We start from the raw sequence: 24,842 nt of genomic DNA, 5'->3' as shown, positions 1-24,842 counted from the left end.
TCTCCTTCTATGATGGCGGCCCGGGATTTTCGGGCCACCACCCGTCTTACAGAGCGCTTCCAGTGTGTCTGTTCGTCGGGACTTCTGTCCGCGTTTCGACGGCGGGCGTCAGAGTCGTGGAACCAGACTTTTGATCTCCGGGATTGTCAACTGTCATCGGCGCGGGGAGCGTCGCACAGGACTTGCTTCCGGTGCGTGACATATGAACGATTGGCGCTGCCTGACCGTTTGATGTAATCGTGATCGTCTGCGTACAGGCGGTGGGTCCACCGGTGCTGACCGCCTCGAAACGCTGCCAGGACATGCTCTGTTTCGGGAGGTCATGACCAACAGCCGGAACCGCGCGCGGGACGCCGTCCGGCCGCGAGGTCAACGTCCGATCGATAGCCGCCATGAGAGCCATATCCTGTGCCATCATGCGATCAACGGCCTCGAACATATCGATATCAGGCATTGCCGCTGTCGTTGCGATGCCCTGGACCAGGATACCGACCTGGTGTCCGCGCGCGTCAACGACGCGCAACGCATCCTGAGCCTGTGCGGGTAGGGCAGCCACGCTGCAAGCCAATGTAGCAACAAAGGCGCCTGCCTGAAGCATACGAGAAAAATGCATTTTGGAATCCTCCGTGTCTGTTAAGCAGTGTCGGACGACGGCACAAATATGGGCTGGGTAAATAGCGCTAGCAAGAGGTCGAGGAAGCAGGCGTCAGTCCTTGATTTCAAGCTGTGCCAGATCGGCGATCCGTTCCGGTTCGGTCGGCTCCCATCCCAATGCCTACCGGGTCAGGACGCTAGAGGCGGCCATGTCGAAGCCTGCGAATATCGCAAACTGCCCGAAAAACGCAGGTATTTCGTCTGCTGAGAGGGAACGGACCGGTAGATCCAGACAGCGGTCGAGTGTCTCGACGATATCGCGCATCGCCACGCCCTCTTCGGTCACCGTATTCTAGGCAGAACCCGTTGCGCCCTTCTCGATGGGCAGCCGGTAAAGGCGGCCGACATCCAGAACATGCGCTGCAGGCCACAGATTACGCCCCTCGTCGACATATGCTCAGGTCCCATTTGCACGAAAAATCTCGATCAGCGGCTTGATAAGCCCCTGCTGCCGGGTCATGGACCTGCGGCAAACGCACCACCGAAGCACCCGTTGATACCATCAAGCACATTGATCACCCAGTTCTCGACTCCTTGCGCCTTCGAACACTCGATATTCTCGGTCGACGGCCGACCGGACCTGACCCTGGTCGTCTATAATCCGGCAATGCCGGCGGACGCCGACAAACTCAGAACCGTCCTGTCTCATCGTAGCGAAGCTGATGAGTAATCCGGCGGACACAGCGCACCATGCACTGCCTGTTTGGGGTTATCGAACAGGCCGGTCGCCCCGCTATCAGCGGTGCCGCGTTACCTCCGCTCCTTAGGTGTTTGGTCCCGGGGTTTGATGGTATGGTATTCCACGAGAGTGGAGGGAAGCCTTATCGGACAGATACGTCATGACAGCGCCACGATCACGTACGCCGTGCGAGCTAGCACTACAGCGATCGCAGGCTTCGTTGAGCGAGGAGTTCGGGATCAACCCGAAAACAGTTGTGAAATGGCGGAAGCGTCAAACGGTTGAGGATCAGAAGACAGGCCCTAAAGAGCCGCGCTCAACGGTCCTATTCGAGACGGACGAAGCGATGGTCGTGGCCTTTCGCAGGCATACGTTGCTGCCGCTGGATGACTGCCTTTATGCCCTGCAGGCCAGCACCCCCGTCTGACACGCCCGGCTCTGTATCGCTGATTTCAGTGTCACGAGATCTCACGACGGCCGGACATGGAGAATGCGCTGCGTTTGGCCCATGACCATGTCTATACTGCTCGTAATGCCGATCGGCTTTCGTTACAACCTTATGTTACCCAGCTTCTGGAGGGCCTGATTATGTCGCGCCAGGACATGCCAATCCAGTTGGCGTTACAAGTGGAAGATCTAGATGTGAAAAGCGACATCGCCATTCCGTTGGATCTCATCCTTAACAAGTTTGCAACTAACAGTAGGAAATATTCTTTCACGGACAAAAGCGAAGCGGACACGGGCTTTATTTCTGTGGATGCAAGAAGACGTGATGGGTGGCTGCACATCCGGATATGGAATAATGGCAACGGTTTATCGGTGAAGGATCGGGCTCGTGCTTAGGGCCAGGTACAGCCCTTATTGAAGGGCTTGCCCGGCAGATTGGGGCAACACCGGAATGGTCTTGCCCGGATGGCACGGGACTGCATTTGGAAATTCCATATCGCTCATGAACATATAAAGCTTACTGACTGTATACTCCCCAGAATTCTGTTTCATAGATTATATGTGATCTCGCTAACGACTTATAGTTCTACTTATATATTCGCAATATATCTCTATCGAGATAAGTAATAATGTCAGAATTCGCTGGTGAAGTTCTACCCGTACGCTTATGGAATATCCTCAATACACAATGTGCGGGTGCGATCTAAACCTCAGATAGGCGAATAACCGTTGATGGGCAGGTACCAGAAGAATCCAAGTCTTTTTTAAGTGATCTGAACTCTCAGCATTCTCAACCATTGATCTGTCTCCTTATAGGAGGCGAAGATGCTTTTTCCAGAGAGTGCTCTCCCCATAAATCCCACGAAAGTTCCCGGCTCTCCAGACGAGCGGGAACATTTCGATCCATATCCGGATAAGAGGCTCATCACGGACGAACCTTCGGAAGAGGAATATCCCGGAAAATCATATCTTCAGGAAAAGAAAGCGCTCCCTCCTCCGCAGGGTGATCCTCCGGCACTCCCCGAGGGTCCAGACAATCCGACCAATCAGGCTCAGATGTTGTTTAAACCACAGTTTATGGCGAGCGCCTGACGATGTTGCATGACCGAGAGCGAGGACCCGACAAGGCTAAGCCTTATGTCAAAGGATGGGGTACATGTGACAGAAATAGCCGCGTCCTTCCGGTTATCCGCACTGATACTGTAGCGCTGAGCAGGGAGCTCCTATTTTGGGGAAAGCCAAGAATTGTGGCGATCCCTGTCTGTAATGAAGACGAGCACATCGTCCCCTGCCTTCTCGCCTTGGCGACGCAAAAACATCTTCCTCACAGGGTCGTTCTCTGGATCAATAACACGACCGATGAGACCGAAAACCGGGCACATTCTCTTATCCCCAGCCTGCCATTCGAGCTGGAAACTGTCACGGTCTGCTATCCTCCCGCAATGGCGAGTGCCGGGAAGGCGCGACGTGACGCCATGGCACATGCCGCCAAAACCGCGTCCCCGGACGCGATCCTTCTGACTACGGATGCCGATAGCGAAGTTGCGAGCGACTGGATGGACAGTATTCTCGAGGCTTTTATTCAATATCCTGTTGAAGCGGTTTTTGGGCGGGTTCTTCTTCTACCTGAAGAATACAAAAAGATTCCTCCTCATCTTCATGAAGATGAGAAATTGGAACGGGCCTATGGTGCGATTTTGGACCAGATCGAGCTGCTTCTCTCTCCCGAACCACACGACCCGTGGCCCCGGCATCTGGAACATTCAGGCGCCAGTATCGCTGTAACGCATGCGGCCTGGCGCAGGACGGGCGGCATCCCGAACGTGCCTTCCGGAGAAGACCGGGCTTTCGCCAGGATCCTGCGACAGAACGGCATTGCGGCTCGTCATGCCCCACAGGTGCAGGTATACGTCTCCGCGCGCCTTCAGGGCCGCGCACGCGGCGGAATGGCGGAAACTCTGACGCGTCGCCTGATCGCCCAAGACGAATATATTGACGATGCCTTCGAACCTGTTTCCAGACGTCTGCTGAGACTTCGCAGAGAACGAACATACTGGCAGAGCCAATCTTCTTGCCTCGATATTTCCTATCCCGACCTTCCTGTAGTCTGCATCCGCAGAAACGATCTGCAGCAACATCATGAACGGGCCCTAAGGGTACTCAAGCGCCTTCGCCAGATGAAACAGTGTTTACCGAAGAGGTTCCCGATCGAGACAGCCGGTCAATACGATATCCCTTTCCCTGCTCTGACAGCTCCGGAATCCAGTGTTTTTCCCGACAGGCCCTGATGAAGTGCTCGGCCGCCTCATAACCCGTGCATGGCGTGTCGGTCTGCCCTGTCCAATTTACGATCAGGATATGCCCTTCAGATTTCAGGCTCTCCATGACCATGTCCGCCAGTCGACGGATGTCTTTTGGAGAAAGGAAGTAAAGAAGCTCGGAAATAAGAACGAGGTCGCAGCCCGCGGCTTCCGCAACTGGATAATCCGCTGGTAGGAACGCTTTCAGAAAGCTGACATGCGCCTGCCCTTCACACCGCCGTCCCGCAATCGCCAGTGCATTTTCCGAAGCATCGAAGGCTAGAACACGCCCGCAGCGCTGCGCCAATGCCAGGGTGCCGACACCAATCGCACATCCGAGTTCCACCGCGAAGAAAATGGGCGCCGCCGGAAGACATTCCAGAACCCGCGACAGTTTCTGAAGCTCATACGGACGGCTTTCAAAGCCCCATGGGTCTGGATTATTATGAAACAGACGTTCAAAGACTTCCGGTTTCCATGTCTCGTTACTCATGACGCGATGAAGATTTCATAGGGCTGAAGCATTTTCTCCAGCAGATGATCGGGAAGAACAAAGCCGCCCGGATCATCATCCACAACCAGCCCCCTCTGGCTTCGATGCGCCTCAACGGCATTCCGTTTCCTGTCCAGAAACGGCCGGATATCAAGCCGCCACCCTACCGGGGTGGCCTCATCGATTTCCATTTCAGGCGGCAGTGTCAGCCCCCAGACAGGATAGGACAGGAGCCTCAGTTGCGGCAGCAGGGCCTTCAGCTTCTGCCCCATGATCCAGACAGCTTCGTGATCACAGTGCGGATCGTACCGCCAGGGAACCAGAACCGTCTGGCACTCATAGCGATCGATCATTTCGGTAAGGCTACGGATGACAGCATCGAAACTATCGCCTTGTGTTGGAAGGCTTGCATCCTGCAATTCCAGAAATAGCAGTCGCTCGGAAGGAAGGCCGAGCACTGCCGCCGCGTCCCGGCTTTCTTCCTGACGAAGCCGCGCAATCCGCGCGGGCGGCCATGCCACTGAACCACGATGGGACGCAGAGCCGTCAGAAACGATCACAACCACCGGAGGATACCCCTCCTGCACCGCAGAGGCAATAAATCCCCCACATCCCAGACTCTCATCATCCGGATGTGGAGAAAGAATAAGCGTGGTTCCAGAGGCAATCGTCTCAAGGGGCGCGACCGCAAAGTCTGCGAAATACTGAAGCATATCCCGGACCTTCATAAGCAGTCCTCCGGCCAGTCATGACTGACAAACCAGGCCGCGCCTTCTGTCAGAGCCTCGTCCGGAGCAGGCTGTCGCAGATAAGTCGCCAGATCCCGAATGATCTGTTCGACGGCCCGCCCTTTTACAAAAGCCGAAAGCCCCAGACCACGCTGCACCAGCGTGATCAACTCCAGAGCTGCGCGTTCAACAGCCAGCCGCGCCAGATTGACAGTCGCCGTAACCTCCTCGGAGGGCATCTCCGGACAATCACATGCAGCATGAGCGGCCTGCCTGACCCACAGGGAGGCCGTTTTCTGAAGGATCATCGCGTCTCCGATCCGGCAAAGCTGATGCGGGTTGTGGACCCGCTTCCGGGCCAGAAGTTCTTCCCTCAGCAGATCGACCAGCCGGTCCATAGCGCCAATCGCGACCGCCGATCCGCGCCATGCTCCTGCGGAAAACTCAGGCTGCCGCAGATAATCTCCCGCCGTCCCCAGAATATCCTGAGCAGAGACCGTCAACCCGGTAAAATCATAAGCACCCGTTCCGCTTGCCTGCATCCCGGTCAGCTTGCCCGGACCTGGCTGTCTGCGAGCGGCATCCGTGGTCGGCACGAGGAGCATGACCGACTCTTCCTGCTCGGTCGTTGCCGTAATTAGCGCAAGACCAACCTCATTGACGCCGCTGGCAAATCCCTTGATCCCGGAGAGCCTGCAGAGGCCCCCTTCCTTCCGTATGGTCACAGGAGGGTCCCCGTCTGTGACCCATATCCCGGTCAAAATTCCTTTTTTCGATGTTGTGGCCAACGTGTGACGCTGCTCTTGCGTGCCATACAGCGCCACAAGACGGATAACATTCACATGCCCTTCAAGACACCGTCCCAGCGACAGGCTTAAATAACCCGTTCGCCGCAGCAGCAACGAAAGAAACTGTCCCCTGTCAGACGGAGAGGCCAATCCAAGCCCTCCTTCCTCAACGAAAAGAAGGGCATCCAGTATCCCGCTCTGTCGCAGGGATTTCAGGAGGTCTGACGGGAACAGATTTTCTGTTGGCGTGAAGGGTCTGGCTTTCCAGTCCGCAAACAGATGATTCAGTCGGCCCCGAAAGACAGATCGTTCCTCCTCGATCATCTCATGACCAGAATTCGACATGCCCTGTGACCCTTCCGCGCAGCCCGATCAGGGCAACGCCTGGAAGCCGATCATGGATCCCGATTAAAATAGCACCGCCGGTCACTATTCTGCGGGAATGATGAAGGCGCACCATCCCATGGTGAGCACCATGCGTCCCGTCATGCCGCTTCAGAGACCGGTGAATGTGTCTCAGGCATGCCCCATGCAAACAGACAGGCCACCCCTGCCCCCGTTAGGCCCAGGATAATGAAGGTCGTATTGAACCCGTAGGCTGATGTCAGGGCGCCCCCCGCAAGATTGGACAGGAGCGCACCGATGGTCCCCAGAGCCAACCCCAGCCCGATAAGCAGATTGCGCCGCCCACTTCCAGACGCGATATCCGAAAGAATGGCATAGAACAGCACCAGAATGATGCCTGAAGACAATCCGTCGAGGATCTGGACCAGGACCAGCGTCGGCCAGTCCGCGCTCAGGATCACCAGACCGTCCCGCACGGGTTGCATGGCGAGTGCGAACACGAACAGCGGCTTGCGAGGCCATTGCGGCGCCTTTTTACCCACGAGAAGGGCTACGGGCGCCATGGTGATCTGGGCGACCACGATACAGATGGCCGTCACGCTCGCCGGATCGCCCAAGTGGAAAAAGGCATAACGCTCGATCATGAGCGGGACCACGGCGCCATTGGCGATATTGAACAGCAGATAGGTCACCAGAAAAACGGCCAGCCGTGTCTCGGAAAGGAACGTAAAAATGGCACGCAGGGTCTGCCGCAGCGAAGCGGTATCCCGAGACCGTTCCGAAGGGGTGTCCGCGCGTTTCGAAAGGCCCCCGACCAGCAGCAGACTGACTGCCGCAAATCCTCCCACCCCCCACAGGGGAGCAACAGGCCCCATCACCCTGCCAAGAAGGCTCATCACGAAGCCGGATGACGCATTGCCCAGATGATTGAAGGATTCATTGCGGCCCATACGCGCGATATAGCCTCTAGCTCCTGCCGTATGATGGCTGACGGCCGCAAGAATGGGCGTAAAAAGAGCCCCTGCGCCGCCTGCGATGAAATGGGCCAGAACAATGGGATAAAACAGCGGCGTCCAAGCCATCACCGCGACGGACAGGAACGTCACGGTACAGCAGGCAGCGAGCATCAGGCGCCTGCGCGGGAAGATATCCAGAGCCCATCCGCCGATAAAGCGGGCCAGAACCGCCCCAAGTCCGCCCGCTGCAATCGCCGCACCAATCCGGCTTGAAGGCCAGCCCTGTATCGTCAGGAAGGCTGTCAGAAAGTTCCCCAGATTGTCCTGAACATCAGCAAGAAGGAAGCTCAGACCGTCCAGGGAAACGTCGTCCCTCCCGGGCCGGATCTGTGCTCTGTTTTTCGTCATCATAATTCCCGTCAAAGTCTTTTTGCAGTCGTCCCTCGTACTGAACGGTCGGCTCACGGGTCCGTTACAAAAAAACAGTAGGGGTTCTCCTTTTTTGAAAAGGCAGATCCTGTGTGGTCAGGTCCATACCTGCGGGATATTTATTATCAGCGCGCATTCTATGACTGGGATCACAGAGAATTCCTTGAAACCTAAACGCTCCCGGACGCTTACAACCTGACACGCTGAAAAAACCTGACACCGAACGGAGCGCCCTCCCATGACCGATGTGTCTGTCGCCAGCCCCTGTCACCTCCAGATCAATGGAAAATCCTACTCTGCCGACCTGCCACCCAGCGTAACCCTGCTGGACCTGCTGCGGGAGCGTCTGGACCTCACAGGAACGAAGAAGGGATGCGATCACGGGCAGTGCGGTGCCTGCACCGTTCTCGTCGATGGCAAGCGGGTCAAAAGCTGCCTCATCCTGGCCGTATCGATCCCGGACGCCGAGGTCACAACGATTGAAGGTCTGGCACCGGATGGACATCTGCACCCTATGCAACAGGCCTTTATCGACCGGGACGCTTTCCAGTGCGGATACTGCACGCCGGGTCAGATCATGTCGGCGGTGGCGCTTCTGGAAGAAGGACATGTCCACACCCGCGAGGAAATCCGCGAATTCATGAGCGGCAATCTCTGCCGGTGCGGCGCCTATAACGGTATTATCGATGCCATTGAGCAGGTCCTTGCCCAGCATCAGCAAGACAGGGCTGGAGAGGCCGCATGAGACAGTTCTCCTATTCCCGTCCCGACACACTTGACGCAGCACAGCGCATCCCTGAGCATACGCGTTACCTCGCAGGAGGCACCAACCTCATCGACCTCATGAAATCGGACGTCGAACGCCCCAAACATGTCGTCGATCTCAATGCCCTGTCCATGAGCCAGATCGAGGAACGCCCTGATGGAGGTCTGCGCATTGGTGCCCTCGCCACCAATGCCGATACCGCAGCCCACCCGCTCGTTACCGAGCGCTATCCCCTTCTAGCCTCCGCCATCCTTGCCGGTGCAAGCCCCCAGATCCGTAACAGGGCCACGAATGGCGGAAACCTGAACCAGCGCACCCGCTGCCACTATTTCTATGACCCGGACATGGCCTGCAACAAGCGCTCCCCCGGTACGGGATGCTCCGCCAAAGGCGGTCGCAACCGGATCATGGCCATCCTCGGCACCAGCGAGGCCTGTATCGCCACATTCCCGTCCGATATGTGCGTGGCCCTCGCGGCCATGAACGCGACAGTCAACCTCACAGGTCCCGAAGGCGAGCGTAGTGTTCCTCTGCGCGACTATCACCGCCTGCCGGAAAACACACCCTGGCAGGACAACATCCTGCGCGCTGGCGAAATCGTCACGTCCATCGATCTTCCGCCGCTCAGCTTCGGGCCTCATCATACCTATCTCAAGATCCGCGACCGCCTGTCTTTCGCCTTCGCCATCGTGTCCGTCGCAGCGGGACTGCAGATGGAAAACAACACGATCCGCAAGGCCTGCATCGCCATGGGCGGCGTCGGTACAAAACCCTGGTGTGTCCCGGAAGCCGAAGCCCTCCTTGAAAGGAAAACACCGTCCCCTTCCCTGTTCCGCGACGCTGCCGACTGCCTGCTGCAAGGGGCCGTCACCGACCGCGACAACGCCGCAAAGCTGAAGCTGGCCCCCCGCGTTATCATCCGCGCCCTCTCGCAGGCCGCTGCAGGCACGCCCCAGTCCCAGACGCAAAAGACCATTTTCTGAAAGAACCCGGGTATGACCCTCCATTCAGCAAAAATCGGACAGCCCGTCTCCCGGATCGATAGCATCGCCAAGGTGACGGGACAGGCCCGCTACGCCGCCGAACCGCATCCTGCCGGCATGCTGTACGGCTTCATCGTCAACAGCCCCATCGCCCGTGGCCGGATCGAGGCGATCCGCGACGAAGCCGCCCGCGCGGTGCCAGGCGTAGTGGAGGTCATGACGCATCTCAACCGCCCCCACAGCGCGCTTTTTGAAAAATCCTACATGGATGGTCTGGGCGTCCCCGGCTCTCCCTACAGACCACTCCATGACGCGGAAATCAGCTTCAATGGCCAGCCCGTCGCCGTTGTCCTCGCAGAGACATTCGAAGCCGCCCGTGAAGCCGCCATGCGTCTCGAAGTGGATTACGAACGCTGGCCGCATAATGCGGATTTCGAAGCATCCCTGCACCAGAAATACATGCCCGGCAAAACCCGCAGCAATTACGTGCCGCCGAAATCACGCGGGAACGCTGCCGAGGCCTATGCCCTCAGCCCGATCAAGATCGAAGGACGCTATCACCTCGCTCCCGAGCATCACAATCCCATGGAAATGCACGCCACGACCGTTATCGTCGAGGAGGACGGCAGCTTCACGGTCTGGGACAAGACACAGGGTCCGCAGGCCGTACAGGCCTATCTGACGAGCGCCCTGTCCCTTTCCAAAGATCAGGTCCGCGTGCGCAATCCCTATGTCGGCGGGGCATTCGGCTCCGGCCTGCGCGCCCACCACAACGTCTTCCTCGCAACGCTGAGCGCAAAAATGTTGAAGCGCTCGGTCCGGATCACCCTGACGCGGCCGCAGATGTTCACTCATGTCTTCCGTCCGGAAGCCGTCATGGACATCGCCCTCGGCGCCCAGCCGGATGGCACGTTGCAGTCCATGGTCGTCGATGGCGTGACAGACACGTCGCGCTTTGAGCACAACATGGAAAATCTCGTGATCTGGGGGCTGATCAACTACAAATGCCTCAACGCCACGGCCGATTACAAAGTCGCTCCACGTGACACCTATACCTCCAGTGACATGCGCGCCCCCGGAGCTGCTACAGGCGTCAATCTCTTTGAGATGGCCATCGATGAAATGGCCTATGCCTGCAACATGGACCCGCTGGCCTTCCGCCTGCACAACTATTCCGACATCGACGCCATGCATGACATGCCGTTGACCAGCAAGGCATTGAAAAAGGCCATGCATGAGGGCGCAGAGTGCTTTGGCTGGCAAAACCGACCAATGGCACCGAAAAGCATGCGGGAAGGCAGGGAACTGATCGGCTGGGGCATGGCAACAGGTATCTGGGACGCAATGTTCTCCCCTACATCGGCCCGCGCCACACTGACTGGCGATGGACGTCTGCATATCGCAACCGCCGCCTCCGACATCGGAACCGGGACCTACACAATTCTGGCCCAGACGGCGTCGGAAGCGTTCGGCATCCCTATCGAGATGATTGATATCGAACTTGGCGATTCAACTCTTCCGGAATGTCCGACTGAGGGTGGTTCATGGACAGCCGCCTCAGCTGGAGCTGCGGTCTGGCTTGCCTGTCAGAGCCTGCGCGAAAAGCTTTTCAAATTGCTGGGGAAAAGCGGAAACATCTCCGCCTGGCTGACAGAAGGGTTGTCGAACAACACTACAGTTCTGCAGGACGGGTTCCTCCAAGGTGCGGAGGGGAACGAGACCCTAAGGCTGCCCCTGTCCGAAGCGATGTCTCTAACGGGACAGGAAAAGCTTGAAGTCGAAGAAACCGCGAAGCCGGGGCTTCGTGGGACCATCAGCCAGATGAGAAAGGCCCGTTTCACCCACAGTGCCGTTTTCTGCGAAGTCCGCGTGGATGAGGAACTCGGTATCGTGCGTGTGAAGCGGCTGGTCAATGCCGTCGCCGCCGGTCGCATCATGAACCCTAAGACCGCCGCCAGTCAGGTCCGCGGCGCCATGGTCATGGCAACAGGCATGGCGCTTCACGAAGAGTCCCTGATGGACGAACGCGTCGGCCGCTTCATGAACCATAATTTTTCCGAGTATCACATCCCGGCCCACGCCGACATTCCGGACATGGACGTCCTTTTCGTCGAGGAAAAAGACAAGGAAGTCAGCCCGCTCGGGGTCAAAGGCGTGGGTGAAATCGGGATATGCGGAACAGCCGCGGCCATCGCCAACGCCATCTTCCATGCGACAGGCCAGCGTCACCGCAATCTGCCCATTATGTCGGGCAGCTGATGCCTGAATCTTCCTTGGTCCATCCGGACCAAAGAAGACAGCAAAGACAATTAGCCGTTGACGATCATCCCGCCATTCACATGCAATGTCTGTCCGGTCATGAAAGATCCATCTTCGCTCGCCAGATAGACATAAGCCGGTCCGAGCTCCGCGGGATCACCACACCGTCCCATGGGCGTATCTTTTCCGAGATCAGCCACTGCCTGCGGATCAATAACACCCCAGCTTGCGGGCTGAAGCGGCGTCCAGACCGGGCCCGGAGCTACGGCGTTCACGCGAATACCCTTGGAAACCAGTTGTAACGCCAGAGCGCGTGTGAACCCCATTTCGGCAGCCTTGGTCGTCGAATACGCCAGAAGCGCCTTGTTTCCAGTAAAGGCATTGATGGACGACGTATTGATAACCGCACTTCCCTTTCCAAAATGCGGAAGGGCGGCACGAACCAGATAGAAATAGCCGTTGATGTTGGTGTCCATATGACGCTGCCATTCTTCGTCGGATATGGCTTCAACATCTTCCTCGACAATCTGGACACCCGCGTTGTTAACGAGAATATCCAGACCTCCAAACGCGTCCACTACACGGGCAACGGCATCATTGCAGACCTGACTTGAAGAGACATCACCGGCAATGGCCAGTCCCTTGCGGCCCTCCTGCTCAATGAGACGCACAGTCTCCTGTGCATCTTCGTGCTCTTCCAGATAAAGGATCGCGACATCAGCACCTTCACGGGCAAAATGGATGGCCGCAGCACGCCCGATCCCACTGTCACCTCCGCTAATGAGAGCCTTTTTGCCCTCAAGCTTACCGCTGCCACGATAATCAGGCCGGATGTGAATGGCCTTGGGCTGCATCAGGCCTTCTAGGCCGGGTTGATGATCCTGAGATTGGGGAAGAATATGATCAGGCATGAAACACCACTCCAAAAGGGGTCTGGTGTTTTCCGAAGAAAACACGTCTGCCATGTTCAACTGCCAGGGCAGCCAAGTGTTGCCTAACGGGGGTGATACATGAAACGGACACAGATATACGCTAGCATTACAGTTGCGTTTTTATTTTAATGCGTGAAAGGTATGCCTGAGCCTGATGGGCTCGTCGAAAACGGACCACCGGAGGATATGCGGGACCCGGATCTGGAGGGATCGAAGAACCGTTAGTTGATGTACGTGGCCCGTGATTTCTGGCTTTTGGCGACTTGATTGACGGTTTTTGCGATGGCATCCGGTCTGCGTTTTGAGCAGATTGGGGGCTGTTATCCGCTTGAGAGCTACGCTGTGGTGCTGATCCGCTGCAGGAAGAGAAAGCGGCGCATGTTGTAGACGATATTGGCCAGGCCGATCCTCATGGTGGCCCGGGTGATACCGACAGTTCGGACGAACAGTCCCGTCTGCGATTTCTGATCGGCAAAGACATGCTCGACGCGGGATCGGATCACGGACTTTCCTGCATTGGACCGCTGGATATGGAGTGGCATGGGTTTGAGATGCGGCTTCTTCCTGTGAACCTTTGAGACAAAGCCCTGCTTTTCCATGAAGTCTTAGCTGTCAGGTTGTGAGACGTCATTGGCGTAAACCATGATACGGTCGACGTCGTTCATGATACTGACTTCTGTCATAGTTTTATAGCTTAGATTACGCAGACGTGGTCTCTGCCTGAGGCGCTCGGCGACTTTGGCGGTAGGCGAAAGGCCGCCCAGAACTCGCTGTCGGCGCAGGTTATAGGCGTGATTGAACCCATGCAGCAGGACTTCGAGATCCGTGTGGTGTGCGACGTTGATCGGCAGAACCTCGGTTGCGATGCGACCGTTGAACCGCTCGACCATACCGTTCGTCTGAGGGGAATACGCTCTGGTTCGCCGACGATCGACATTCTGACAGGCTTTCTCGAAGGCGTCTGTAGTGAAGCACGAGCCTCGGTCGGTCAGGATATGCGTGATCCGGAAAGGAAAGGCGGTTTTGACGGTCTTTAGAAAATCGACGGCATTGGCAGCATTCTCGGCGTCGTAGACGGCCAGATGCACGAAACGTGAGCAGCGGTCGATCGCGACATACAGGAAGCGTTTACGGGCCTCGCCATCTTTGGTTTGCAGCTTCGGCAGATGCTTCACGTCGATATGGACATAGCCCAGGTCGTAGTCCCGGAATGTGCCGTCGCCGCGCACGGGACAAATTTTCTCCTTCGGCGGCCGTCGGTTGAGCCCTGCGTCCTTAAGAATACGCCAGACGCTATCTCTGTTGAGGTGAGGCAGGAAGTGCCGCAGCACGAACGTCAGGTCATCGAGCCCGAATTCGGTGGCGCGACGAAGATGGCAGACAATCGCGCGTTCTTCCTCGGTCGTTTTCCAGGCCAGTAACCGGGGCTTACTGCTTCGATCCGTGCATCCCTCGGCTCCACGCCTGCGCCATTTGCGCACCGTCTCGTCGCTGACGCCGAAGCGTCGCGCCAACACCCCGGTCCCTTCCATCGAGCGTGCGATTTCGGCCCGGACGACAGGTGTGGTGCGGGCTTGCGGATGGATCTGATGCATTAACAATCACTCCGGCGTTCAACGTCAAACCAGGGGGCGTAAGCGGCAATAGCCCACGATACGCTGTCCCAATGACGTCTCACAACCTGACAGCTAGGCACAATGTTCCAGATCACAGAGTTGGAAGCATCATGGGGGCGGCAATTTCTGCACAATATGCAGGACAGGTCGCCGAACCGCTACTTGGTGGCTTTATTGGTGGGCAGATCGGTATGCGCGCAGTTTTCCTGGGAACAAGCATCCTGTTGGCTCTGGGAGCCACAGGAAACTGGTTTGTTCTGCGCCTGCCGCCCCAAAGGCACTGATTTTTCAATTCTATCCTATGAGGAGACTCTCATGACGAACTTGACGCTGGAGCCGCAAACATCTGCATTGATCCTGATGGATTTCCAGGGGTTTGTTCTCAAGAATTTTATGTCACCCGAAATTGCGTCCCAAGTCGTTTCGACAGCTGCACATATCCTGAAAGCTGCACGGCATGCTAGGTTACCAGTTGTTCATGTCATGGTCTCGTTTCGGTCGGGTTATCCCGAAATAAGCGATCGGAACGCGATGTTTTCCTGGCTGCGAGACAATGGACTGATCACACCGGGCAGCGACGAGATGCAAATTGATGCTTCTCTTGCACCACACGAACAGGAGCCTGTCATTATCAAGCATCGGATAGGCGCTTTTAGCGGTACCGATCTTGATATGATTCTGCGAGCCAAAGGAATTCAAACAGTCCTTCTGGCGGGTGTTACAACCTCCGGTGTAGTACTCTCAACTTTTCGGCAGGCTTTTGATCTGGATTACAATGTCGTTGTCGTAGAGGATGCTTGTGCGGACGGTGATGCAAACATGCAAGCGTTTCTTATGGAAAAACTCATTCCGCCGATTGGGTCGGTCGTAACTTCGGAGACAGTCATCAGGGATCTATCATAAATCGATCGGTGATAAGATCGACTTAAGAGTGAGAAATAATTTGGGTATAGAACGTATTAGATGCTGAGTATCTGTACTGATATCGGATATTCTGTTGTTTTCAGTTCAGGAGTAGAGTCATGTTCACCCACGTGATGATTGGCAGCAATGACCTCGAACGGGCGAGATCTTTCTATGACGCAACATTTGCCGCCTTAGGAGGCGTCCCTGGCGAAATGGATTCCAGAGGACGTCTCATCTACAGACACAATGGGGGACGGTTGATGATCACAACGCCGATCAACGGAGAGCCCGCGACGGCTGCCAATGGCGGGACCATTGGCATTGCCGCCGCCAGTCCCAGCCATGTTGTTGCGTGGCATGACGCCGGTATCGCCCATGGCGGAACCAGCATAGAAAGCCCGCCCATTGAGCGCCCAAACGGAGCATTCGTTGCTTACCTTCGCGATCCAGATGGAAACAAGCTTACGGCTCGTACCCAGACCACCACCTAGTTCACCGACTTTGAGGTGCTAAGAGACGTATGATCCGTATCGTTGATGAAGCTCGGCCAATTGCTCAACCTCTCGTGCCCAGTATTATCATGGGGCTCCCTGATATGCTTCTTCGGGGCGAACCGGCGTTAATGTCGTCACTTCGATGAAATAACCACCCTTCGTTCGCAAGTAGAAGGACCACGCGCCATGTACGTTGCGTGGAGCCCGCACCTCCCAGCCATCGGCGCTTAGGCGCTCATAGAGAGCATCGACGTCTTCGCGGGACTTTTGGATGAAACCAATGTGCAGGATGTCGAATTGCCTGGGATAATCGAAGCCTTCGAGCTTGTTGTCGAAATGATTGACGATCAGCACCAGCCCATCATTGTCCTGCAGGACGGCCATTTTGATCCCACGGACAACGAGAGTGCGCAGGCCGAAATACTGTTCGAACATCACGCGATCAGCCTCAGTATCGTGGCTGTAGAGGTTGATATGGTTCAGCTTCATGACTGTGTCTTTCCGTCGGTGAGACGGACACGAGCCGATCGCAATCTGGACAACGACGACCGGCCACGGGCGAGGCCTATCCTCGTCGTGTCCGGCCATGGCCAAGAGCGCGTTTATTCGCTCAAGCGTGACTGTCTCTCCAGAGAGACCACAGGTTATCACCATACCTGCATCGCTGTCTTTTTAGGCAAACACGACTTTGCTGACACCAGCAGCAGCGGTCAAGCAGCTTCGCCAGTTATGTCCGTTTTTGCAGACGCCCATTGGACAACAAGAATGGCAGTTTTTTCTGTACCTCATCGTCTGATTTTAATTCAACGCTCTCAGTGGAAGTGGATAACCGACCGAATAGATTTTCCTGCATGCATGAGGTCAAAAGCCTCGTTAATCTGGTTCAGATGCATGGTATGGGTCACAAAGGGAGCAAGCTCAATGTCCCCCTTCATCGCCTCTTCGACCATAGTCGGAAGTTGGGAACGACCTTTGACACCGCCGAAAGCAGAGCCTTTCCAGACACGTCCTGTGACCAGTTGAAACGGACGTGTCGAGATCTCCTGCCCCGCTCCGGCAACACCAATAACAATAGACTGTCCCCATCCACGATGCGCAGCTTCCAGGGCTGAGCGCATGACATGGACATTGCCAATACACTCGAACGTATGATCAATACCCCAGCCACTCATTTCGATCAGAACCTCCTGAATGGGTTTATTGAAATCTTTAGGATTCAAGCAGTCCGTAGCGCCAAACTGGCGTGCTAACGCAAATTTTTCCGGATTGGTGTCAATGGCAATAATGCGTCCTGCTTTTGCCTGCCTTGCCCCTTGAACAACTGCAAGACCGATACCGCCAAGGCCGAAGATAGCAACGGAATCTCCCGGCTGAACCTTGGCGGTATTATGGACCGCACCAATCCCCGTCGTGACACCGCACCCTAAAAGGCAGACATGTTCAGGATTGGCCTCAGGGTTGATTTTCGCCAACGAGACTTCGGCAACGACCGTATATTCACTGAACGTCGAGCAACCCATATAATGATAAAGCGGTTGACCATTATAAGAAAAACGCGTTGTACCATCCGGCATTACACCTTTCCCCTGAGTTTCGCGAACAGCAATGCAAAGATTGGTTTTCCCGGACAAACAAAATTCACATTTTCCGCATTCCGCCGTGTAAAGCGGGATCACATGATCTCCCGGGACGACACTTGTTACACCTTCGCCAACTTCGATAACGATGCCAGCCCCCTCGTGCCCTAGCACGACTGGAAAAAGCCCTTCCGGATCGTTGCCTGACAGTGTGAATGCATCTGTATGACAAACACCAGTATTCGTTATCCGAATGAGAACCTCTCCTTTACGCGGCGGCGCGACATCAATTTCAACAATTTCAAGCGGCTTTCCTGCTTCAAAAGCGACAGCAGCACGTGATTTCATTTTTCTGTCCTCAAAGTATTCAACGGTTCGTCATTTTATTGATATTGATGGATAAGTATTCAGGTTATATATCGGAGATTACTTTCGGCATCGATTATTTCCCCACGAAAACATTTTCTGTATCTGCTTCCTGGACTGTTGCGATTGTAAAGGCATTGATTTCATTTGCTACCGCACAGGACACTCTGTGCAAACTTTACTTTCCAACAGCATGTACGATGACCCAGACTGTCGCGCTATGACACAAGGGAATATGGTGATACTGTGGTCAGAGCAACGATATCTACTTCTTCAAGCATAACTTTATAAGACGCTTAAAGCGCACAGTTTGTAGTTCCGGATCATGACCAAATGTTCATGGCATCTCCATGGCTCAGGTCGGATCCTGCTAGACTAAGCAGCTTCAGCCTGAGATGCAGGAACCGCATCGCTTTCATTCCCGGCCCGATGTCCTCCCTCCCCTTTTGATTAACTGGCACTTATCTGTCTTAGAGACATTGCAAAAAGATAAGAGGACATTGAGAATTAAACAAACAAATGAGGTTAATGGTGGGTATCGATCATATCAATCTGGCCGGGCTTGATCTGAACCTTCTGATTGCTCTGGATGCTCTTCTGGATACGGGAAGTGTGACAAAAGCCGGAAAACTGATGGGGATAGGCCAATCTGCCATGAGCCATAATTTAGGGCGTCTTAGAACTTTATTTGGGGATGAACTGTTAACACGACATGCTGGCGGCATGCGACGGACTCCACGCGCGGAAGCACTTCGTCTGCCAGTGCGAGAAGCCCTCGGTGGGCTTCAGGCCTTGTTGGGACGTGAGACACCATTTGACCCAACCACAGCCGAACGTCTTTTCAGGATTGCAATCCCAGACAGTATAGAAATGCTTCTGATGCCTCGATTTCTGGCATTCCTTCACGAAAAGGCACCGGGAATTCGCCTACGCCTACATAACGTCGATCCTGAATCCGTCCTCAATGCTCTTGATGAAAATAAAATCGATCTAGCGATCGGTATCGGGCCTTTTAGTGGTGCGCAAACCCATCATAAAAGCCGTCTTTTAATGCGAGACGAATATCTGGTCCTCTTCAATTCTAATATTACCAAATTACAAACACCCCTCTCTCTCGACGATTTTCTTAAATTCCCACATCTTCTGACAAGCTTACGGCCCGGAGAAAACGGCGTGGTTGATAAGGCCCTGGCGTTCTTAGGACTGAGCCGCTCAGTTGTCCTGACAACGCCAAGATTTATGAGCGTTGCTCCTTTGCTGGTGCAGGCCCCCGTGATAGCAACTATGCACAGCCGTCCTGCGCAAATGCTGGCGAAGATCTTCAATCTCACAACCAGTCCGCCTCCTGTGGCACTTGCAGACGTCAGGATCGACATGATCTGGCATGGATCTTATGGAGACGATCAGGCGCACTGCTGGATACGGGAGACTTTGTGGAAAATGGCTCAAATCCCTTAGAAAATATGTTTGAGCGACCTGGCCAATACGTTACGGCAGACCAGTTTTATAATAGTCCTAATGTGAGAAATGTTGGCAAAACGCAAATGATTATTTTCTATGGAAAATAGCATATCTGACTAATGCACTTTACTACCGAATCAGATGAACAATTTTATTTATTAATTTTTTATCCAGTATAAAAATATTTTCTTTGTATGATCCTGGTTTAGAAATATTTTTTTCTACAAGGCGATCGTGATAATCGCCCATTTCTCCGTTGATATCAGCAAGATAGAGCGAGATTTTATCGAGATAATGGCTTGAATGAAGAACGCGGAATGTATCATTGAAAGCAACACGACGGCTGATGATCTTTCTCAAATCATGAAAGTCCTGTGCCGTAATTTTTTCCTTTCTAACGATACTATCGATTTTCGCGTTTTCCCGTTGATGGTAAGCAATCATATTTTTGTTGCTGTCCGGTAGAAAGCTTCTCATCTGAAATCGAACAAGTGTATAAAACGCTGGAAGTATTGTCAGGAATAAAATCGTCCCGAAAATCCTGGTTCGTGCTATTTGCCGATTTTTAAAGGCATCCTGCATATGCCCCATCAAACTGGTGACTAAATTGAGAGACCAGGGATACCGATGGCGCCGATCAAAATTTGCACAAGCGAAGCGTAGATGTTTGAAGCGTGCGCGTACATATTTGAAATTCTGGCGCTGTTCGACAGACTCTGTACCACCTTTTAAAAGGATATTGAGCACCAGAAAACGAAAGTTCTTTATATCAACCCCGTCGTTTAAGAGTTGCCAGCAAATCCTGTATCCCGAGACACTCAGGTGCTCTGGATATTGAAAATAGTTACCACCTGGATACCTGGCCCCCGGAGAAGAAATATCATCTTCCAATATATTCTGAAACAACTGATCCAGAAAGACGTGATCATAACGGGGCTTTTCGAGATTAATCATCAGAGATTTTTTCTTATACGTGAGAGTGTGACGTTGAAGTCTTCTGGCGCTTCCGAAAGGCCGTGACTGCAAACGCAGCGCAGAAAAGGTGCAGGCTACAAATTCCGATAACATACGCCCATGCTGCGCCCCGCAGGCCAGAACGCGGCAACAGAAAAACGAGAAGAGTGAGATAGAGAAGAACCGATGCAATTTGAGAGAGCAGAACTCTATGAGCGCGGCCAGTCATATACAGCAGGGATTCCAAGGGGAATGCGCCCATAGAAATGATCAGTGCCGGCGCCATAATCATCATCACATCTGCTGCGCTGCGATAATGATGGCCAAATAGTCCGATCAAGGGACGTCCCCCCAACCACACGATACCTGTCAGGGCAGCTCCAATGGCTGCGGATAATCCGCCTGCTTTAAGAGCCAGACGCCAGGGATGTGTACTGCTCGGATCCAATCGCATGATTTCCGGATAGAACCCTTTCTCCAGAAAACGTGCCGGTTTGACCGCGGACTCCAGAAGGGTCGTGGCAATTTTGTAGCGTCCAGCCTGTACTGCCCCTAGAAAATTACCAACAATCAGATTTCCGACAGGTGACCAGCAGGCATCAAGAGTCGTATTGAGATTGGTCAACCAAACAAATTTCCACACACCGGGAAGTTTTTTTGGGGCTTGAAGAAGGCTTGGCCTCAACGCGTTTAACAGATCTTTTCTACGGAGTTCGCGGACGGACAGTCCCCATAAAACCAGATCTCCGATCAGATCAGCCATATACCATGTGATCAGAAAAGAGACGATCGCTCCTCCTGTCATCCAACTGGCCAGTGCCCCCAGCCCCCTTAGGGTTGGGGTGATAATCTGTTGTCTGGAGATCAGGTCAAATCGATCAAACAGTCGTAGAATTCCTGTCGGAGCGGCAGCCGTCATGGTCGGTATGAGAGTGCAATAGAATATCGCATCGAGACGATACGCTGGCTCGATACCGCAAAACTCTCCAAAGAAGATCAGAGCGACAACGCCTGCCAGCGCGCCGAGAAAACCCGAGGTAATATCAAGCGCAATGGCAAACTGGATCGCGTACTGGGCAGCTGACCTATCTCCCAACTCAAGGGGGCGTGCCCCAAATTTCAGGATCATTTGCCAGCTTTGGAATTTTGTCAGTGCACCTACACCAATCGCAAAAGTGTGGATCAGTGTCAGCGTTCCAAACTGAGCCGGTGTTAAGGTCCGACTAGCGCAGATCAGTGCGCACAAACTGATGAGCGCCCCTAGAATTTTCGCAGTACCTAGTGATCCCGCATTTTTAAGAATGCTCCGAAACACCTGATCAGAATTTTTGAAAATCATGAGGATTGGACAGTATATCCAGTCTCTACATGCGAAAAATGACTTGCGAAAAACGGCTGTATTTCGTGCACGACCTGCGTCCAGACGGTCTGAAATGGGGCAGAGGCATCAATACTGACCATCCGGGCTCCACCAAATCTTAGCTGTTTCATGATTTCGGATTTGGTCTGCAGAAGCTCCAGATCGTGATCCGGTTTCCGCTGATGGGCAACCTGCGGCGAGACATCCAGACGGATAATCAGATCAGGGTGATGCTCCGCCATTCGCTGGTACAGGCTTGCCTCAGATTTCCTGAGCCATGCGACAAAGAAATTACCTGGCTGCGCGGCAGACAGACCAGGCCCGTCACATGTTCCGGCAATTTCGGCTTGTGGATAGCGATCCGTCACAACAGTCAGGCCAGCACGGAGCGCATTTTGCATCTTCAGGTGATTAAAGTAACGCTTTAGCGAGAAGGCATAAACAACAAGCGCTGTCAGGGAGCCAGGGATTTTTTCTCCCTGTGTCCGTGTCGTTTTGGCTTTTTTACTGAGTTTTTTTTCCAGCATGTGACCGATGACAGGCAATTGCCCGATACGGCGTCCCAAATCTCCGGATCCAAGGCCCAGATAAACGTAGGTTGTTGGACGATCCTGGGCTAGTTCGATGCTGAGGTGGGACGTTAATGTCGTTTTTCCGCTGCCATCAGATCCGACAAAAGCAATCAATTTCCCACGATATCGGGGAATACGCAGAATATTTTTTGCGGGAGCCTGAAGAGAGGCCGGATGATGAGAACAATCTGTAAGGACGGTCATGACGCCGATATCCTGTGTTCAGGTGACGCTTTCCGAAGGATCGGGGCGATTGCGATTTTTGCCTGCTCAAGAATGCTTTCCAGAGGATCTGCGGAATTGAGGTCCAGCACTGGTGAGCCTGGAAATATCAGGAGAGGAACATCGTTGATTTTTCGTTCCAGAGAAGCTGGACGGTGATCGGGTTTGCGGATCAGGGCTGTCGGGAGATCAACATGCAGGCGAATGACTAGATCCGGAGGATAGTCTGCCATCCAGTCATAGATCTTCTGCTCAATTCGGGTTAGCCAACGAGCCATCCAACTCCGAGGCTGACGGGCCACAAGTCCCGGCCCATCCATGGGCCCCGGAATACTGGCCTGTGGATAGCGATCTGTCACAATGGCATAGCCTCGGATACGCCAGAAACGCATTTTCAAAAAGCGAGCCAGGCGACGCATGGAGAGCGTAAAAATAACGATGGATGTGAAGGCTCCAGAGCCTTTCTCTGTCCGGACAGAAGACGACTTTCGCACAATTTTCTGATCCACCCGTTTTCCCAAAACTGGAATTCTGGCAATCCAGCGTCCCCAGTTTCCGGTCTGTTTTCCAAGATGGCAAAGGCGGGTTGGATATTGTTCAGACATCCATGCCAGCAGCGCGGAACCGACAGTCGATTTTCCGCTCCCATCTGCGCCTACGACCGCAATTAATGGAGCAGCAGGGCGCAGTGGAAACTGTCGGCTACCGAACATCATGAGCAGAACGTATCCTTTTAAGGGGCAAAAAACGGTCTCAAGCCGATTCCGGAAACCGGGTAGTTTATGGCGAATTGTAATATAAATTTCAAGATCCATGACCGAACGGTTCGGTTTTTTTTGATCTTGCAAAAACAGCCTCTCACGATCTGCTGAGATACTCCTGCTTGGAAAACAGTCTTGCTTAAGACGGAGAAATGTTTTCCGCCGCTTCAAACTTTTTAATAGTCGACAGCTTCCAGATTTTAATTTTCCCATTTCCAATGGACCCGACAGGTTTTGGAAAAGACTTATGACTGGCGATATATTTTTCGAGCTTCATGGCAGACCATGCCCATCTTCGAACAAGATCTGACCTCGTGAGGTATTCTGGGGCATATAGCTGGTGATCCATAATATTATTCCGTAAAGGCGCGCGCTAGAGCGTTCTGCTTCCCGATTTCAACTGGCAGGCGCGTATCTGTGAGCTGACGTCCCTGCCAGCCAGCGCCCATGGCTGTATAAAGTGCAATAGCATCGCGCAGGCGGGCCGTGCGCCCGACAACGGCCTGATCCTGCGCGGTCAGAGCCGTCTGCTCGGTGGTCAGGACATTCAGATACCCTGTCAGACCAGCACCAAACAGCTTCTGAGCCCTGTCACGGGCCAGACCGGAATCCCGGGCAGCGTCTTCAAGCTGACTGACCAGTTCATCATCATGCCGCCAGTCGCCCAATGAGTCTTCAACTTCCTCGAACGCCTTGAGCACTGTCTTGCGATAAACCAGTCGGCTGGCTTCTGCTTCTGCACGGGCCTGAGCAATCTCGGCGGTATAGCGACCACCATGAATGACAGGCAAAGACGCCATCATCATAAAGCTCCAGGCCATACCGCCCATCTGGAACGCCTGATAAGCCGCCGAGGCGTTCGGGTTGAACGTCAGCGGGATCATGAACTTCGGATAGAGGTTCGCGACCGCTACACCCACTTGCGCAGTATCAGCAGCATAATGCGCCTCTGCCGCACGAATATCGGGCCGATTGGCCAGAACAATCGACGGCAGGGACGCAGGGAACGTCGGAACCGTTGGCAGCGGTTTACGAACATCCAGCTCCTCTTCCAGCTTGCCGGGCATTTCACCCAGAAGCACGGAAATCGCATGGATCAGTCGCTCTTCCTGCGAATGGAGAGGGGCAAGCCGTGAGCGTTCGAGATGCTCTTCGGTCTGCGCCTGCGCTACAGCCAGTGTATTGCCGAGACCGTGCGTATAAAGCTTTTCCGTCAATTCACGCGAGCGCTGCGCCACATCAATGCTGCGCTCCGTAACGGCCAACCGCTCCTGCACGCCGCGAAGCGATACATAATCCGATGCCAGTTCAGACAGCAGCGAAACCAGAATGGCGCGACGGTTTTCAATGGACTCTTCAACCAGCCGCTTGCGCTCTTCCACCTGACGGGAAATATGCCCGAACAGATCAATTTCCCAGCTCGCACGCGCACCATAGGTTAAAATCGAGGCGCTCGGTCTATTGACCGAATTACCATTGGCATCAAGAGTACCTGGACGGACAGGCCAGTTATCGACATTGATGGAGTGACGGTCATCACCGCCGCCCATAGCCGCATCAAGCTGCGGATACCAGGCTGCCTGCGCCTGTCGACGGACAGCACGCTCGGACACGATATGCTGGGACGCAATCTGAAGGTCGTAGTTCCCTTTGATCGCCTGCTCGACCAGTTCGTTCAGCATAGGATCGTGGAATTGCGCCCACCAGTCCTTCATGTCCGCTTCCGTGCGGGCAATCTCCTCTGCCGTCACCGAGTGAGGCTGCTCAACGAAAGAGTCAGGCACCTTGATCCTG

Annotated in this window: 23 protein-coding genes and 3 pseudogenes; 10 read left to right on the top strand and 16 right to left on the bottom strand. The window is 54.3% G+C overall.

The genetic code is table 11. From position 1 onward, the window contains the following. Positions 1–46 precede the first annotated feature (46 nt). On the bottom strand, positions 47–613 hold the full coding sequence (locus HKD32_RS11645) for a hypothetical protein (RefSeq protein ID WP_194258031.1): 567 nt from the start codon (positions 611–613) through the stop codon (positions 47–49). 162 nt (positions 614–775) lie between these two features. Next, positions 776–919: a hypothetical protein gene (locus HKD32_RS15240; protein ID WP_228118987.1), complete on the bottom strand. Its 144-nt coding sequence runs from the start codon at positions 917–919 to the stop codon at positions 776–778. Between the two features lie 558 nt (positions 920–1,477). On the opposite strand from HKD32_RS15240, the pseudogene HKD32_RS11635 reads away from it, so the two are divergent. From HKD32_RS11635 to HKD32_RS11625, 3 genes and pseudogenes are all read left to right on the top strand, one after another. After that, positions 1,478–1,780: pseudogene (locus HKD32_RS11635) on the top strand (IS481 family transposase); the annotation flags it as partial. 36 nt (positions 1,781–1,816) lie between these two features. After that, entirely contained in the window at positions 1,817–2,176 is a 360-nt protein-coding gene (locus HKD32_RS11630; RefSeq protein ID WP_194258030.1) for a sensor histidine kinase, read from the top strand. An 851-nt stretch (positions 2,177–3,027) separates the two neighbouring features. Further along, positions 3,028–4,068 carry a glycosyltransferase gene (locus HKD32_RS11625; RefSeq protein ID WP_408870755.1) on the top strand — a complete coding sequence of 347 codons (1,041 nt, stop codon included), beginning with the start codon at positions 3,028–3,030 and terminating at the stop codon, positions 4,066–4,068. A gap of 73 nt (positions 4,069–4,141) precedes the next feature. Here HKD32_RS11625 and HKD32_RS11620 read toward each other — a convergent pair. The 4 genes and pseudogenes from HKD32_RS11620 to HKD32_RS11605 form a co-directional block, all read right to left on the bottom strand. Then, a pseudogene (locus HKD32_RS11620) lies at positions 4,142–4,573 on the bottom strand (methyltransferase domain-containing protein); the annotation flags it as partial. Next, positions 4,570–5,301, bottom strand: a complete 732-nt coding sequence (locus HKD32_RS11615; RefSeq protein ID WP_082785181.1) for a PIG-L deacetylase family protein — start codon at positions 5,299–5,301, stop codon at positions 4,570–4,572. The pseudogene HKD32_RS11620 and the gene HKD32_RS11615, both read right to left, overlap by 4 nt. Next, positions 5,298–6,434 (bottom strand): acyl-CoA dehydrogenase family protein, encoded by a 1,137-nt coding sequence (locus HKD32_RS11610; RefSeq protein ID WP_062502530.1) that lies wholly within the window; start codon positions 6,432–6,434, stop codon positions 5,298–5,300. Before HKD32_RS11610 ends, HKD32_RS11615 begins: the two co-directional genes overlap by 4 nt. A gap of 140 nt (positions 6,435–6,574) precedes the next feature. Further along, a complete protein-coding gene (locus HKD32_RS11605; protein WP_062502536.1) occupies positions 6,575–7,798 on the bottom strand; it encodes an MFS transporter in 1,224 nt (407 codons plus the stop codon). A 259-nt stretch (positions 7,799–8,057) separates the two neighbouring features. On the opposite strand from HKD32_RS11605, the gene HKD32_RS11600 reads away from it, so the two are divergent. Genes HKD32_RS11600 through HKD32_RS11590 form a run of 3 tightly spaced genes read left to right on the top strand, consistent with a single transcriptional unit; the run spans position 8,058 to position 11,827 of the window. After that, positions 8,058–8,564, top strand: coding sequence for a (2Fe-2S)-binding protein (locus HKD32_RS11600; RefSeq protein ID WP_062502531.1), 507 nt, complete (start codon positions 8,058–8,060; stop codon positions 8,562–8,564). Continuing rightward, on the top strand, positions 8,561–9,568 hold the full coding sequence (locus tag HKD32_RS11595; protein WP_194258028.1) for an FAD binding domain-containing protein: 1,008 nt from the start codon (positions 8,561–8,563) through the stop codon (positions 9,566–9,568). Before HKD32_RS11600 ends, HKD32_RS11595 begins: the two co-directional genes overlap by 4 nt. A 12-nt stretch (positions 9,569–9,580) precedes the next feature. Beyond that, positions 9,581–11,827, top strand: a complete 2,247-nt coding sequence (locus HKD32_RS11590; protein WP_194258027.1) for a xanthine dehydrogenase family protein molybdopterin-binding subunit — start codon at positions 9,581–9,583, stop codon at positions 11,825–11,827. Positions 11,828–11,877: 50 nt separating this feature from the next. On the opposite strand, the gene HKD32_RS11585 is transcribed toward HKD32_RS11590, so the two are convergent. From HKD32_RS11585 to HKD32_RS11575, 3 genes and pseudogenes are all read right to left on the bottom strand, one after another. Further along, complete coding sequence (locus tag HKD32_RS11585) at positions 11,878–12,738, bottom strand: glucose 1-dehydrogenase (RefSeq protein ID WP_408870754.1); 861 nt, start codon at positions 12,736–12,738, stop codon at positions 11,878–11,880. A 356-nt stretch (positions 12,739–13,094) separates the two neighbouring features. Next, positions 13,095–13,364 (bottom strand): annotated as a pseudogene (locus tag HKD32_RS11580) (IS5/IS1182 family transposase); the annotation flags it as partial. Continuing rightward, positions 13,365–14,354 (bottom strand): DDE-type integrase/transposase/recombinase, encoded by a 990-nt coding sequence (locus tag HKD32_RS11575; protein ID WP_194258026.1) that lies wholly within the window; start codon positions 14,352–14,354, stop codon positions 13,365–13,367. It abuts the pseudogene before it with no gap. Between the two features lie 131 nt (positions 14,355–14,485). On the opposite strand from HKD32_RS11575, the gene HKD32_RS11570 reads away from it, so the two are divergent. The 3 genes from HKD32_RS11570 (at position 14,486) to HKD32_RS11560 (ending at position 15,772) form a co-directional block, all read left to right on the top strand. After that, positions 14,486–14,659 carry a hypothetical protein gene (locus HKD32_RS11570; RefSeq protein WP_194258025.1) on the top strand — a complete coding sequence of 58 codons (174 nt, stop codon included), beginning with the start codon at positions 14,486–14,488 and terminating at the stop codon, positions 14,657–14,659. Positions 14,660–14,690: 31 nt separating this feature from the next. Next, positions 14,691–15,278: a cysteine hydrolase family protein gene (locus tag HKD32_RS11565; protein ID WP_194258024.1), complete on the top strand. Its 588-nt coding sequence runs from the start codon at positions 14,691–14,693 to the stop codon at positions 15,276–15,278. A 119-nt stretch (positions 15,279–15,397) separates the two neighbouring features. Continuing rightward, positions 15,398–15,772, top strand: a complete 375-nt coding sequence (locus HKD32_RS11560) for a VOC family protein (protein ID WP_194258023.1) — start codon at positions 15,398–15,400, stop codon at positions 15,770–15,772. An 87-nt stretch (positions 15,773–15,859) separates the two neighbouring features. Here HKD32_RS11560 and HKD32_RS11555 read toward each other — a convergent pair whose 3' ends face one another. Continuing rightward, entirely contained in the window at positions 15,860–16,429 is a 570-nt protein-coding gene (locus HKD32_RS11555; RefSeq protein WP_228118986.1) for a VOC family protein, read from the bottom strand. Positions 16,430–16,587: 158 nt separating this feature from the next. Beyond that, the gene (locus HKD32_RS11550; RefSeq protein ID WP_194258022.1) at positions 16,588–17,700 is read right to left on the bottom strand and encodes an S-(hydroxymethyl)glutathione dehydrogenase/class III alcohol dehydrogenase; all 1,113 of its coding nucleotides are present in this window, start codon (positions 17,698–17,700) and stop codon (positions 16,588–16,590) included. 546 nt (positions 17,701–18,246) lie between these two features. On the opposite strand from HKD32_RS11550, the gene HKD32_RS11545 reads away from it, so the two are divergent. Further along, positions 18,247–19,176: a LysR family transcriptional regulator gene (locus tag HKD32_RS11545; RefSeq protein ID WP_194258021.1), complete on the top strand. Its 930-nt coding sequence runs from the start codon at positions 18,247–18,249 to the stop codon at positions 19,174–19,176. A 132-nt stretch (positions 19,177–19,308) separates the two neighbouring features. Here the strand turns inward: HKD32_RS11545 and HKD32_RS11540 are convergent, their stop codons facing one another. From HKD32_RS11540 to HKD32_RS11520, 5 genes are all read right to left on the bottom strand, one after another. Further along, positions 19,309–20,133 (bottom strand): hypothetical protein, encoded by an 825-nt coding sequence (locus tag HKD32_RS11540; protein ID WP_194258020.1) that lies wholly within the window; start codon positions 20,131–20,133, stop codon positions 19,309–19,311. Between the two features lie 13 nt (positions 20,134–20,146). Then, positions 20,147–21,472, bottom strand: a complete 1,326-nt coding sequence (locus tag HKD32_RS11535; protein ID WP_194258019.1) for a lipopolysaccharide biosynthesis protein — start codon at positions 21,470–21,472, stop codon at positions 20,147–20,149. Beyond that, on the bottom strand, positions 21,469–22,269 hold the full coding sequence (locus tag HKD32_RS11530) for a dTMP kinase (protein ID WP_194258018.1): 801 nt from the start codon (positions 22,267–22,269) through the stop codon (positions 21,469–21,471). The genes HKD32_RS11535 and HKD32_RS11530 overlap by 4 nt, the downstream gene beginning before the upstream one ends. Next, positions 22,266–23,003: a hypothetical protein gene (locus HKD32_RS11525; RefSeq protein ID WP_010505688.1), complete on the bottom strand. Its 738-nt coding sequence runs from the start codon at positions 23,001–23,003 to the stop codon at positions 22,266–22,268. The genes HKD32_RS11530 and HKD32_RS11525 overlap by 4 nt, the downstream gene beginning before the upstream one ends. A gap of 398 nt (positions 23,004–23,401) precedes the next feature. Further along, on the bottom strand, positions 23,402–24,842 hold a 1,441-nt coding region (locus HKD32_RS11520; RefSeq protein ID WP_194258017.1), incomplete at its 5' end, for an efflux transporter outer membrane subunit.

Origin of the sequence: Gluconobacter japonicus (assembly GCF_015244665.1) — a bacterium.
In the GTDB taxonomy this organism is placed as follows: domain Bacteria; phylum Pseudomonadota; class Alphaproteobacteria; order Acetobacterales; family Acetobacteraceae; genus Gluconobacter; species Gluconobacter japonicus.
Note: the sequence above shows the minus strand (reverse complement) of the source record. Positions and strands in the feature narration are given on the sequence as shown.

Bases quoted from the DNA above. Each gene is read 5' to 3' on its own strand.
- HKD32_RS11645 (WP_194258031.1), bottom strand. From the start codon at position 613: ATGCATTTTTCTCGTATGCTTCAGGCAGGCGCCTTTGTTGCTACATTG.
- HKD32_RS15240 (WP_228118987.1), bottom strand. From the start codon at position 919: ATGCGCGATATCGTCGAGACACTCGACCGCTGTCTGGATCTACCGGTC.
- HKD32_RS11630 (WP_194258030.1), top strand. From the start codon at position 1,817: ATGGAGAATGCGCTGCGTTTGGCCCATGACCATGTCTATACTGCTCGT.
- HKD32_RS11615 (WP_082785181.1), bottom strand. From the start codon at position 5,301: ATGAAGGTCCGGGATATGCTTCAGTATTTCGCAGACTTTGCGGTCGCG.
- HKD32_RS11610 (WP_062502530.1), bottom strand. From the start codon at position 6,434: ATGTCGAATTCTGGTCATGAGATGATCGAGGAGGAACGATCTGTCTTT.
- HKD32_RS11605 (WP_062502536.1), bottom strand. From the start codon at position 7,798: ATGACGAAAAACAGAGCACAGATCCGGCCCGGGAGGGACGACGTTTCC.
- HKD32_RS11600 (WP_062502531.1), top strand. From the start codon at position 8,058: ATGACCGATGTGTCTGTCGCCAGCCCCTGTCACCTCCAGATCAATGGA.
- HKD32_RS11595 (WP_194258028.1), top strand. From the start codon at position 8,561: ATGAGACAGTTCTCCTATTCCCGTCCCGACACACTTGACGCAGCACAG.
- HKD32_RS11590 (WP_194258027.1), top strand. From the start codon at position 9,581: ATGACCCTCCATTCAGCAAAAATCGGACAGCCCGTCTCCCGGATCGAT.
- HKD32_RS11585 (WP_408870754.1), bottom strand. From the start codon at position 12,738: ATGCCTGATCATATTCTTCCCCAATCTCAGGATCATCAACCCGGCCTA.
- HKD32_RS11575 (WP_194258026.1), bottom strand. From the start codon at position 14,354: ATGCATCAGATCCATCCGCAAGCCCGCACCACACCTGTCGTCCGGGCC.
- HKD32_RS11570 (WP_194258025.1), top strand. From the start codon at position 14,486: ATGGGGGCGGCAATTTCTGCACAATATGCAGGACAGGTCGCCGAACCG.
- HKD32_RS11565 (WP_194258024.1), top strand. From the start codon at position 14,691: ATGACGAACTTGACGCTGGAGCCGCAAACATCTGCATTGATCCTGATG.
- HKD32_RS11560 (WP_194258023.1), top strand. From the start codon at position 15,398: ATGTTCACCCACGTGATGATTGGCAGCAATGACCTCGAACGGGCGAGA.
- HKD32_RS11555 (WP_228118986.1), bottom strand. From the start codon at position 16,429: ATGGTGATAACCTGTGGTCTCTCTGGAGAGACAGTCACGCTTGAGCGA.
- HKD32_RS11550 (WP_194258022.1), bottom strand. From the start codon at position 17,700: ATGAAATCACGTGCTGCTGTCGCTTTTGAAGCAGGAAAGCCGCTTGAA.
- HKD32_RS11545 (WP_194258021.1), top strand. From the start codon at position 18,247: ATGGTGGGTATCGATCATATCAATCTGGCCGGGCTTGATCTGAACCTT.
- HKD32_RS11540 (WP_194258020.1), bottom strand. From the start codon at position 20,133: ATGATTAATCTCGAAAAGCCCCGTTATGATCACGTCTTTCTGGATCAG.
- HKD32_RS11535 (WP_194258019.1), bottom strand. From the start codon at position 21,472: ATGATTTTCAAAAATTCTGATCAGGTGTTTCGGAGCATTCTTAAAAAT.
- HKD32_RS11530 (WP_194258018.1), bottom strand. From the start codon at position 22,269: ATGACCGTCCTTACAGATTGTTCTCATCATCCGGCCTCTCTTCAGGCT.
- HKD32_RS11525 (WP_010505688.1), bottom strand. From the start codon at position 23,003: ATGATGTTCGGTAGCCGACAGTTTCCACTGCGCCCTGCTGCTCCATTA.